Here is a 10,068-nt window from a genome sequence, read left to right as displayed (position 1 = left end):
AGACAAACGGGTAAACCATGACATAAAACCTCCTGGTTGAAGATCAAAAAAAAAAATGAGCGAATGAAATTCAACTTAACAAATATATATTTTATATTGTATAAACTTTATGGGATAACCAATTGCGTAAACTGGAAATGCACGCCACACGGCCTGTTTATGCCTACCATTAAACCTCTCACAGCGCTTTTTCTTCCTTCCCGAGCACAATCATTTTCTGAGATGCGTGAAGCCACACGCTTTTCACTCGAGTCGGTTGGCGAAAGGCGACCGTACCCGCGGGAGGCATCGGCATGTGCTGGAAGCGAGCCAATTCAATATCGTCGTTATCTATCTGATCGAGTTGGCTCAGGCGGTTAGGTTTTTGAAGCGGGTGGGGCATAAATTCCCCTTTACTGACGTGGAACAAGCGGGAAAGACTGTCTAGCTTCATTAACATCATATCCATAGACGCTCAGGTGGCAACATGCCCCCGAAGTAACGGCGCTATTATGCTGATAAATAAAGGTATGTCTGTCAAAAACCGGTCTGTTTGATAGACCGTATGGCAAACAGGCTACGGATGCGCAGTGCTGGATTGCACGGTACTTGCGGGGATGATGGGGAGTGGTTCATCGTGGTGGATGCGTGCGCGTAACGAATCGTCCGGCTTTTCTTTGCCCGAGCGAGAATAGTCATAAGGCAGCAGCAAGGTATCCATAACGGCAGAAAACGGCATATCGAGGATCACCAGCGGCGTCATGGCCCAACTGGCATCTTCACTGTGCAGTGCGTCCATATTGGCACGCGTACCGGAATAGTAACCCTGATGGGGACCGGTGTGCGTCATCACGCTGGAACAACCGCCAGTAAGCGCCAGCCCGCTTCCTGCTATCAACAAAGAGAGTGCAGTACGTCTCAGTACTTTCATATCGCTGTCCATTGAGAAATGGTCGGCTTACGCCAGGCCTTGCCACGGTATAACGGGCTCTAAGTAAGATGTCATGTTTTGTGCTGTGGCGGTAGTACTTCATTTTCCGATAAATTTTTCGGAAAAGGAAAAATTGCTTCGATCGCGGCCTTGAAAGTTTGAGCCCGGTCTCCATCTTTATTGTAGCCCCAGATTATGACGCTACGCCGACAGGGTAGTCGATGGGGTGTAGGGCCTGTCTATCAAAGAAGGCCCATATCAATCCTCGCTGAATGTTTAGGAGGCTGTAATGCGCAATTTCGATTTTTCTCCCCTGTATCGTTCCGCCATCGGTTTCGATCGTCTGTTTAATTTGCTGGAAGCAGGACAAAGTCAGGGTAACGGTGGGTATCCTCCCTACAATGTTGAACTGGTGGATGACAACCATTACCGCATTGCCATCGCTGTCGCGGGTTTTGCCGAGCATGAGCTGGAGATTACCGCTCATGACAATCTGCTGATTGTGAAAGGCGCACACGGCGGTGAGCCGGTAACGCGTAACTATCTCTATCAGGGCATTGCCGAGCGCAACTTTGAGCGCAAGTTCCAACTGGCTGAGCACATTCAAATTACTGGTGCCAATCTGGAACATGGCTTGTTGTACATCGATCTGGAGCGCGTGGTGCCGGAAACGATGAAGCCGCGCCGTATCGATATCAAGTAAGACGACGTTAACATTTAACACCCAGTTTTAACGCCCGCCCGCCGCCGTTAGGGGGCGAATTCGGTGGAGCCTGCCTGCTCCTCTGAAGGCACACTCTCGCTTCAAAGAAGGAGTCACATTATGCGTAACTATGATTTATCACCGCTGCTGCGTCAGTGGATCGGTTTTGACAAATTGGCCAGCTCAATGCAGGGCAGTCAGGAGGCCGTTGAGTTTCCTCCCTACAACATTGAGAAAAAAGACGACAACCACTATCGCATCACGCTGGCCCTGGCCGGGTTTCAGCAAAGCGAACTCGCGATCGAAGTGGAGGGGCCACGTCTGACGGTAAGCGGTACGCCGACGCTGCCAGAGAAGAAAGTGGAATATCTGCATCAGGGGCTGGCGTTTAAACCGTTCACCCTGAGCTTTACGCTGGCGGAGCACCTGTTTGTCTCCGAGGCGAAATTTGAACTCGGTTTGCTGCATATCGATCTGATACGTGAAGTACCGGCAGAACTGCAACCACAGCGTATTGCCATTGGCGGCAACCGCCCTGGGTTGACGCACGCGCCTGAATCGACCAGCGATGCTTAATCCGCAAAATAACGCGGTGAGTCTGTTTCCCATCCCCGGTTTTACCGGGGATTTTTATTTCCCCACCACCCATAAGGATTTGTGCTGGAAGCCACGGATTCTCGCTTCCCCTTCTGCCAGACTGCCTGTCAGTGGCGCTTTTGTCGCGTAGGTCTAGACTGATTTTCAAGCGAAAGACGGCTGCACAAGGATACGGCTATGAGTGATATCGCACTGACCGTGAGTATGCTGGCGTTAGTAGCAGTATTGGGGTTGTGGATAGGCAATTGGCGTATCTACGGCGTTGGGTTGGGCATTGGCGGCTTGCTGTTCGGTGGCATTGTGGTGGGGAATTTTGCCCAATACTTCCAGTTCACCCTCAACAACGACATGCTGCACTTCATTCAGGAGTTTGGACTGATCCTGTTTGTCTACACCATCGGCATTCAGGTGGGTCCCGGCTTCTTCTCTTCATTACGCGTTTCCGGCCTGCGGCTAAACGGCTTCGCGCTACTGACCGTGCTGTTGGGCTGTATTGTCACCATTATCATTCATAAGCTGTTTGCAGTTCCGTTGCCGATTATTCTGGGGATTTTCTCCGGTGCTGTGACCAACACGCCGTCTCTGGGAGCCGGGCAGCAGATTCTGACCGATTTAGGTTCTAATCCGGCGCAGGTCACCCTGATGGGAACGGGTTATGCGATGGCTTATCCGCTAGGCATCTGCGGCATTTTGCTGGTGATGTGGCTGCTGCGCGTGGGATTTCGCATCATGGTTGAGGCGGAAGCCAGGCAATTTGATAACAGTAACGGCCATCACCATGAGCAACTGCAAACCATGAACATCAAGGTGAACAACCCGAACTTGCAGGGGTTGGCTATTCAGGATGTGCCGATGCTCAATAGCGATGCGATTGTCTGTTCCCGCCTGAAACGCGGCGATACGCTGATGGTGCCCGCGCCCGCCACCTTGATTCAATTGGGTGATTATTTGCATCTGGTGGGAGCCCGGCATGATTTGGATCAGGCTCGTCTGGTGATGGGTGATGAGGTCGATACGTCGCTCTCCACGCGTGGTACGGATCTGCACGTAGAGCGTGTAGTCGTGACCCATGACAAGGTGCTTGGGCGAAAAATTCGTGAGTTAAATCTGAAGCAGAACTATGACGTGGTGATCTCACGGCTCAACCGTGCAGGTGTTGAATTGGTCGCCAGCAATAATGCCACCTTGCAGTTTGGCGATATTCTTAACCTGGTGGGACGCAAGGCGGCCATCGATGCGGTGGCGGATATTGTTGGCAATTCCCAGCAGAAGCTACAGCAGGTGCAGATGCTGCCGGTGTTCATCGGCATTGGTCTTGGCGTGCTGGTAGGTTCGGTGCCCCTGTTTATTCCTGGTTTCCCTGTTGCTCTGCGGCTTGGATTAGTCGGAGGGCCTTTTGTGGTGGCTCTGATCCTCGGGCGAATCGGTGGCATTGGGAAGCTCTACTGGTTTATGCCGCCCAGTGCGAACCTGGCGTTGCGCGAATTGGGTATTGTGCTGTTTCTTTCCGTGGTGGGGTTAAAATCGGGCGGTGATTTTTTTTGATACCCTGCTGTACGGCGAAGGCATCTGGTGGGTAGCCTACGGCGCTTGTATCACCATCATCCCACTGTTAATCGTCGGCGTGTTGGCACGAACGCTCGGAAAAATGAATTACCTGACGTTGTGTGGGATGTTGGCAGGTTCAATGACGGACCCGCCTGCGCTCGCCTTTGCCAACGGGTTGCACGCCACCAGCGGGGCCGCCGCGCTCTCGTATGCAACAGTTTATCCTCTGGCGATGTTTCTGCGCATCATGTCCCCTCAGCTGCTGGCGGTATTATTTTGGAGCCTGTGAGTGAAAATGATGGGGGCGAGATAATAACGCGGTATTATTTACCGCGTTATTATCTTATTTCGCGCATCACTTTTTCTAATAACTTAATTTCCATTTATTACCCCGTGATTGATCGCGCTTTTTTTCAGAACACATCATTATAAATTACCAATATATTTAAACTATTAAATCTGTTTAGTAAGTAAAATAACTATCATTCAACTGCCGTTTACTCTATTATGTTCTACGTTAATCATACGAATTTGATGGGGCGAGAAAAATACCCTGACCAATTGTTTTCTCGCCTTTTTTTCTGCTACTGATGTATCCGCTTTACAAAATATCCTTATTACCGAATTAGAACGACAATCAAGCGAATAAGATATTGGTAATCGGGGTGATGGAGGAAGAATAACGAAACACCGCTCCTCCGCACTGCATTGGGTGGAAAAAACGAATTCCGTTTTAATCTTCTAGCGTGGTGTTTTTATGTCTACAAACAATAGCAGGTTAGTTAAGCTCCTCATCATTATCGGTATTGCTGTTGCGTTATGGTTATTACCCGTGCCAGAGGGTGTCAAGCCTGAAGCCTGGCATCTAATGGCTATCTTCATTGCCACCGTTATTGGTCTTATCCTCTCTCCGTATCCCCTCGGTGCCATGGCGATGTTCAGTTTGACGTCCGTGGCGATCCTTGGGTTGCTCTCGATTAAAGACGTATTGGCTGGGTTTAGCGACCCTACCATCTGGATGATCACCTGCGCCTTATCTCGCGCGGCTTTATCAAAACCGGTTTTGGCCGCCGCATCGGGTTGCTGTTCATCAGCAAACTGGGTAACAGCTCGCTCGGTCTGGCTTATGGTCTGGTGTTCACTGACCTGTTGTTTGCTCCGGCGATGCCTTCCACCTCGGCGCGCTGCGGAGGGATCATCACTCCGCTGTTCCGCTCTATCTCCGAGGCCTATGATTCTACGCCGGAGAAAGGCACCCAGCGCCGTATCGGGGCGTTTCTGGTGCAGTCCATTTTCCAGTGTAACGCCATCACTTCAGCCATGTTCATGACCTCCATGGCCGGTAACCCGATGGTGGCGAAACTGGCGGCGCAGTTCGGTATTTACATCAGCTGGACCGATTGGGCGCTGGCAACGCTGGTGCCGGGTATCCTGTCTCTGGCACTGATCCCCTATCTCATCTATCGCTTCTATCCGCCTGAATTGAAACAAACCACGGAAATGCGTGCCATTGCCGTGGAGCGTTTGCGTGAGATGGGGCGCATGACGCGCGATGAATGGGTGGTATTAGGTGTATTCCTTGGCCTGGTCACCTTCTGGGTGTTGGGCTCCACGCTGAATATCGATGCGACCTTGACCGCGCTGGCGGGGCTGAGCGTGCTGCTGCTGAGCCGTGCGCTGAGTTGGGATGACGTGGTCGGCGAGAAAGAAGCCTGGCACACCGTGGTATGGTTCGCCGTGCTGATGACCCTGGCAGGGCAATTGAACAAAATGGGGCTGATTGCCTGGTTGGGTCAACTGGCGGGCAACGCTGTCAGCGGATTCCACTGGTTGCCGATGCTTGGCATCCTGCTGCTGGTTTACTACTACAGCCACTACCTGATGGCGAGTGCGATTGCCCATATCAGCGCCATGTATGCCATCTTCGTTTCCATTGCCTTAGCGGCAGGTGCACCGCCGATGTTGACCGTGCTGGCGTTTGGTATCTTCAGTAACCTGTTCATGTCCACCACGCACTACTCAAGCGGTCCGGCACCGATCCTGTTTGGATGTGGTTATATGCCGCTGGCAACCTGGTGGAAAATTGGCTTCTTTATCAGCCTAGTCGTGATTCCTATCTGGCTGGGTATTGGCGGCATGTGGTGAAAGGTATTGGGATTCTGGTAATCCCCATCAGACTGCGATTTTCTTTGCCCCGTAACGCGGGGCAATAACGCAGGACGATAAATACGGCAAAACAGGTTAAGATAAGGATATCCAAGGTGATTCCGGAGCAAGACATGAGCAGGACAAAAGCACCGATGAAGCTGGGAACATCCGTTTTTCTGATGGTCTCTGTCGTGCTAGGCGCAGTGTTGCTGGTGGTCTACGCTCTGCTGTTTTTCCGCATTAACCAACTCTCCGAAGACAGCCTGCGCGACAAGGCGTTTGCCGTTGCGCGCACCTTTGCCGCTTCTCCGGTGGTGATTGATGAGTTGCAAGGATTGGGTAACCCCGAAGCAGTGCAGCGCGCCGCTGAGACCATCACGCACCGCAATCAGTTGCTGTTTGTCACCGTGACCGACATGGACACCGTGCGTCACACCCACCCAGAACGGGAGCGCATCGGTGAACATTTTGCCGGGCGTGACATTTACCCTGCGCTGTTTGGACTGGAAAATACCTCGATCAACCGCGGCACGCTGGACCCGGCGCTGCGGGTGTTTACACCGGTTTTTAATAATGATGGCAAGCAGGTCGGCGTTGTAGCGCTAGGAATTGCGCTGACCAGCGTGCAGAAAGTGATCAGCGAAAACCGCTGGATGATCCCCTGGGCGCTGTTGGCCGGGGCGCTGGTCGGCGGACTCGGCACGTTAGTGCTGGTGAAAATCCACAAGCGCATCATGCTGGGCTTTGAACCCTATGAAATTTCCAACCTGTTTGAGCAGCGCAACGCCATGCTGAAACAGATCAAGGAAGGGGTGATTGCCGTGGATGACAGCGGTCGTATTACGGTGATTAACGATGAAGCGCGCAGGCTGTTCCGACAGGGCAATATAGCGGCCAATGCGTCGGCAGAAACCATCAGCGAGCAGTGGATGGAGCACCTTCGCCTTAGGCAAGTGCTGGAAAGTGGTATCGCTCAGCGTGATGAAGAGATCAATATCAATGGCAATTTGCTGCTGACCAATACCGTGCCAGTGACGGTGAAAGGTAACGTGATTGGTGCTATCGCCACGTTCCGTGACAAGACTGAAATTGGCCAGTTGTTGCAGCGCTTGACGGGGATGTCCTATTACGCCGATGCACTGCGGGCCCAGTCCCACGAGTTTATGAACAAGCTACATGTGATTTTGGGCATGCTGCATTTGAAATACTACTCGCAGTTGGAAGACTATATTTTAAAAACGGCGAACAATTATCAGGCAGAAATCGGCTCGATTATTCGTAAGGTAAAATCGCCAGTGATTGCCGGATTCTTGCTGGGTAAAATCAACCGGGCGCGCGATCTTGGCATCCAGTTATCGATAACCGAAGAGAGCCTGTTACCCGAAACCGACGATATGGATGCTACCAATGAGTCGATCACCGTTTTGGGTAACCTGATTGAGAATGCCATGGATGCAATGAGTAACATGGAAAACGGAGAAATCAGCGTGAGTTTCCATCATCAGGATGGGCGCTTGCACTGCATCGTGGGCGATGATGGCCCCGGTATTACGCTGGAAAATCAGCATCGTATTTATGAACAAGGATTCTCCACCAAGGGATCCGGGCGCGGAATCGGTCTTTACCTGACCAAACAGAGCCTGGAAAAAGTGGGCGGCAGTATCGATTTTGAGTCGGAACCTGAGGTGTATACCCAGTTTTTCGTGAATATCCCTTATCAAGCCAAGGCTGTTTAACCATGATAAATGTACTGATTGTTGATGACGATGCCATGGTTGCAGAACTTAACCGTTCCTATCTGAGCCAGGTGCCCGGTTTCAACTGTTATGCAACGGTGCCAACCTTACAGCAGGCGCGAAATTTACTGATGCAGCCAGACTCTGAGATCGATCTGGTGCTGCTCGATATCTATATGCAGCAGGATAACGGGTTGGATCTGCTGCCGACCATTCGTGAGTTCAGCGAACAAACGGACGTGATTATCATCTCCTCCGCCAGTGATGTGTATACCATTAAGAAAGCACTGCATTATGGCGTGGTTGATTATCTGATCAAACCGTTCCAGTTCTCTCGCTTTGAACAGGCGCTGACCGCCTACAGAGAAGAAGCGAACCTGCTGAAACATCGAGAATTTGTTGCTCAGTCGGATATTGATAGCCTGATTCGTCGCACCAGCGGCGGTGTGGCCGGCGAGCGTAAAAAACTGCCGAAAGGGCTGACCAGCCTGACGCTACGCACCGTCTGTGAATGGATTGAAGGCAACCAAGGGGCTGAATTTTCCACGGAAATGCTGGCAAACGCGATTGGCATCTCTCGTGTTTCTTGTCGTAAGTATCTGATATATCTCGCTGATACCAATATTCTCGCCACCAATATTCTCTACGGGTCTACCGGCCGCCCCGTCTATCTCTACCGCCTGCTGCCCGAGAAGCAAGACGCGCTGCGCCAGTATTGTGAATAGTATGCTGTTTCTCTCATCGCGCTATCGTACAGGCGATAGTGCGATGTTGTGGTCACGTATTCAATGAGTGTATTGCTACATAGTCTGGCATGCAAAAAAGGTGTTTAAAACCAGCCTGAATGCATGAAGAGAACATAGAGCATGAATACTATTTTTATTGCGGAGCAACACATTGAATACGTGACCCTCAGCTTGCGTTCAACGATTATGCTTCCTCTTTAAGAAAACAGATTCTGAGCCGATGCCCATCAGGATCGAGCACGGCAAAGGAATAACCAAAGTCGAGCTGGGCTGGTTTTTGGATCACGGTGACCTGATGCTGGGTTCCCCAAGCTTGATAAAGCGTATCAACCTCTGGTTTATCCTGTACCGTAAACACAATCTCACCCGACGGTATGCTGGCAATCTGGTTGACGCCTGGTTCTACGGTGTAGCACGACCATAGGCCGAGCTTGAAGCCATTTTCAAACACAAACAACGCGAAGGTGGGGCTTTTTTCTACGGGGATGATGCCAAACAGCCCAGTGTAGACGTCGGCGCTTTTTATTACGTTACTGACATAGAGAATTGAAATATCAGCGGATAGCATGGCAGTCTCCTTGGTAGTAGACCGCCATGTTAATCAGGTGCAGTGACAGTTTTTGTCAGCAGCCTTAGCGCTGGGCTTCATTACAGCAACCCGCCCATCAGCAGCGTCGCCCCGATCACGGTAGAGGCACCACCGATGCGCGTTGCGATTTGTGCAAACAGCATTAGCGACATACGGTTGAACGCCGAGAGAATGGCGACGTCTCCGGTGCCACCCAGGCCGCTGTGGCAGGTGGTGACGATTGAGGCTTCAATCGGATACATGTTCAGACGTGGTGCAATCACGAAGCTGACCAGCGCCATAGAAAGCACGACAGAACCACATACGATAACGTAGCCAACGGAGAACACGGCGACCACGCTTCCAGCGGAATATAGAGCATCCCCAAGCCAATCATCAACGGCCAGACCAGTGAGCTGGAGACGAATTTATAGACGCTGTGCGCGCCGGTTTCCATGCTAGCGGAAATAACGCGGCTGTATTTACAGAACACGGCAATCAGGATCATCAGTACCGGGCCAGGAATGTGTACCAGCTTCTCAAACAGGCCACCGACGATAAAGAAGGCGCAAATCATCAGCAGGCCGCCACCCATCAGATGGAAATCCACCGGTTTTGGTGTGTCGTTTACCGTGAACAGGTTCTGCTCTTCGTCACTGCGCACCAGACGCCCTTCGCCGTTCAGATCCTTACGACGCATGCCGAGGCGTGACAGGATACCCGCGCAGAAAATGGCGAAAATATTGCCCACCACTGCCGCAGGGGCAAGTTGCGCCACATAGGCATCCGGCGCCTGACCTAGCAGTGCGGAATAAGCCAAGGACAACGGTAAAATGCCTTCGCCGATACCGCCGCCAATAATGGGCACAATGATAAAGAAGAAGGTGTGATACAGGCTGTAGCCGCACAGTTTACCTACCAGCAGGCCCGTTACCACCGCGGTGACGGTACCGATGACCAGCGGCACAAACATGCGTACCATCCCTTGAATCCGTCATTCCGCACCTACTTTAAGAATAAATTCGACGGTATCGCTCGCCGAGAACATCAACGATGGTCTTGTGAACAGAATTGAGGTTGGATACTTGTGGTGGTCTGTCACCAATACTGAA

7 protein-coding genes and 3 pseudogenes are annotated in these 10,068 nt (G+C 51.6%); 6 read left to right on the top strand and 4 right to left on the bottom strand.

Annotation, left to right across the window (positions count from 1 at the left end; all coding sequences use genetic code 11):
* Positions 1-178: 178 nt before the first annotated feature.
* Both ACTBDZ_RS11925 and ACTBDZ_RS11920 read right to left on the bottom strand, forming a co-directional pair.
* Positions 179-433: a hypothetical protein gene (locus ACTBDZ_RS11925; protein WP_438815472.1), complete on the bottom strand. Its 255-nt coding sequence runs from the start codon at positions 431-433 to the stop codon at positions 179-181.
* 123 nt (positions 434-556) lie between these two features.
* On the bottom strand, positions 557-910 hold the full coding sequence (locus ACTBDZ_RS11920) for a YceK/YidQ family lipoprotein (protein WP_196905842.1): 354 nt from the start codon (positions 908-910) through the stop codon (positions 557-559).
* A 289-nt stretch (positions 911-1,199) separates the two neighbouring features.
* Here ACTBDZ_RS11920 and ibpA point away from each other — a divergent pair, with 289 nt between their 5' ends.
* The 6 genes and pseudogenes from ibpA to dcuR all read left to right on the top strand — a co-directional run bounded on the left by ibpA (position 1,200) and on the right by dcuR (position 8,367).
* Positions 1,200-1,613, top strand: coding sequence for a small heat shock chaperone IbpA (ibpA, locus tag ACTBDZ_RS11915; RefSeq protein ID WP_438815471.1), 414 nt, complete (start codon positions 1,200-1,202; stop codon positions 1,611-1,613).
* A gap of 120 nt (positions 1,614-1,733) precedes the next feature.
* Positions 1,734-2,189, top strand: a complete 456-nt coding sequence (gene ibpB / locus ACTBDZ_RS11910) for a small heat shock chaperone IbpB (RefSeq protein ID WP_438815470.1) — start codon at positions 1,734-1,736, stop codon at positions 2,187-2,189.
* Positions 2,190-2,387: 198 nt separating this feature from the next.
* Positions 2,388-4,047 (top strand): annotated as a pseudogene (locus tag ACTBDZ_RS11905) (putative transporter).
* A 468-nt stretch (positions 4,048-4,515) separates the two neighbouring features.
* Positions 4,516-5,903: pseudogene (locus ACTBDZ_RS11900) on the top strand (anion permease).
* Positions 5,904-6,037: 134 nt separating this feature from the next.
* Complete coding sequence (locus tag ACTBDZ_RS11895) at positions 6,038-7,642, top strand: sensor histidine kinase (RefSeq protein ID WP_438815469.1); 1,605 nt, start codon at positions 6,038-6,040, stop codon at positions 7,640-7,642.
* Positions 7,643-7,644: 2 nt separating this feature from the next.
* Positions 7,645-8,367, top strand: coding sequence for a two-component system response regulator DcuR (dcuR, locus tag ACTBDZ_RS11890; RefSeq protein WP_264624405.1), 723 nt, complete (start codon positions 7,645-7,647; stop codon positions 8,365-8,367).
* A gap of 205 nt (positions 8,368-8,572) precedes the next feature.
* Here the strand turns inward: dcuR and ACTBDZ_RS11885 are convergent, their stop codons facing one another.
* Together ACTBDZ_RS11885 and ACTBDZ_RS11880 are read right to left on the bottom strand one after the other, a co-directional pair.
* Positions 8,573-8,956 (bottom strand): VOC family protein, encoded by a 384-nt coding sequence (locus ACTBDZ_RS11885; protein ID WP_438815468.1) that lies wholly within the window; start codon positions 8,954-8,956, stop codon positions 8,573-8,575.
* Positions 8,957-9,036: 80 nt separating this feature from the next.
* Positions 9,037-9,929: pseudogene (locus ACTBDZ_RS11880) on the bottom strand (2-hydroxycarboxylate transporter family protein).
* Between the last annotated feature and the right edge of the window lie 139 nt (positions 9,930-10,068).

It is taken from the genome of Symbiopectobacterium sp. (assembly GCF_051710365.1).
In the GTDB taxonomy this organism is placed as follows: Bacteria; Pseudomonadota; Gammaproteobacteria; order Enterobacterales; family Enterobacteriaceae; genus Symbiopectobacterium.
Note: the sequence above shows the minus strand (reverse complement) of the source record. Positions and strands in the feature narration are given on the sequence as shown.

Excerpts from the sequence above, each read along its gene's own strand:
- ibpB (WP_438815470.1), top strand. The coding sequence starts at position 1,734 with ATGCGTAACTATGATTTATCACCGCTGCTGCGTCAGTGGATCGGTTTT.
- ACTBDZ_RS11895 (WP_438815469.1), top strand. The coding sequence starts at position 6,038 with ATGAGCAGGACAAAAGCACCGATGAAGCTGGGAACATCCGTTTTTCTG.
- ibpA (WP_438815471.1), top strand. The coding sequence starts at position 1,200 with ATGCGCAATTTCGATTTTTCTCCCCTGTATCGTTCCGCCATCGGTTTC.
- ACTBDZ_RS11925 (WP_438815472.1), bottom strand. The coding sequence starts at position 433 with ATGAAGCTAGACAGTCTTTCCCGCTTGTTCCACGTCAGTAAAGGGGAA.
- ACTBDZ_RS11885 (WP_438815468.1), bottom strand. The coding sequence starts at position 8,956 with ATGCTATCCGCTGATATTTCAATTCTCTATGTCAGTAACGTAATAAAA.
- dcuR (WP_264624405.1), top strand. The coding sequence starts at position 7,645 with ATGATAAATGTACTGATTGTTGATGACGATGCCATGGTTGCAGAACTT.
- ACTBDZ_RS11920 (WP_196905842.1), bottom strand. The coding sequence starts at position 910 with ATGAAAGTACTGAGACGTACTGCACTCTCTTTGTTGATAGCAGGAAGC.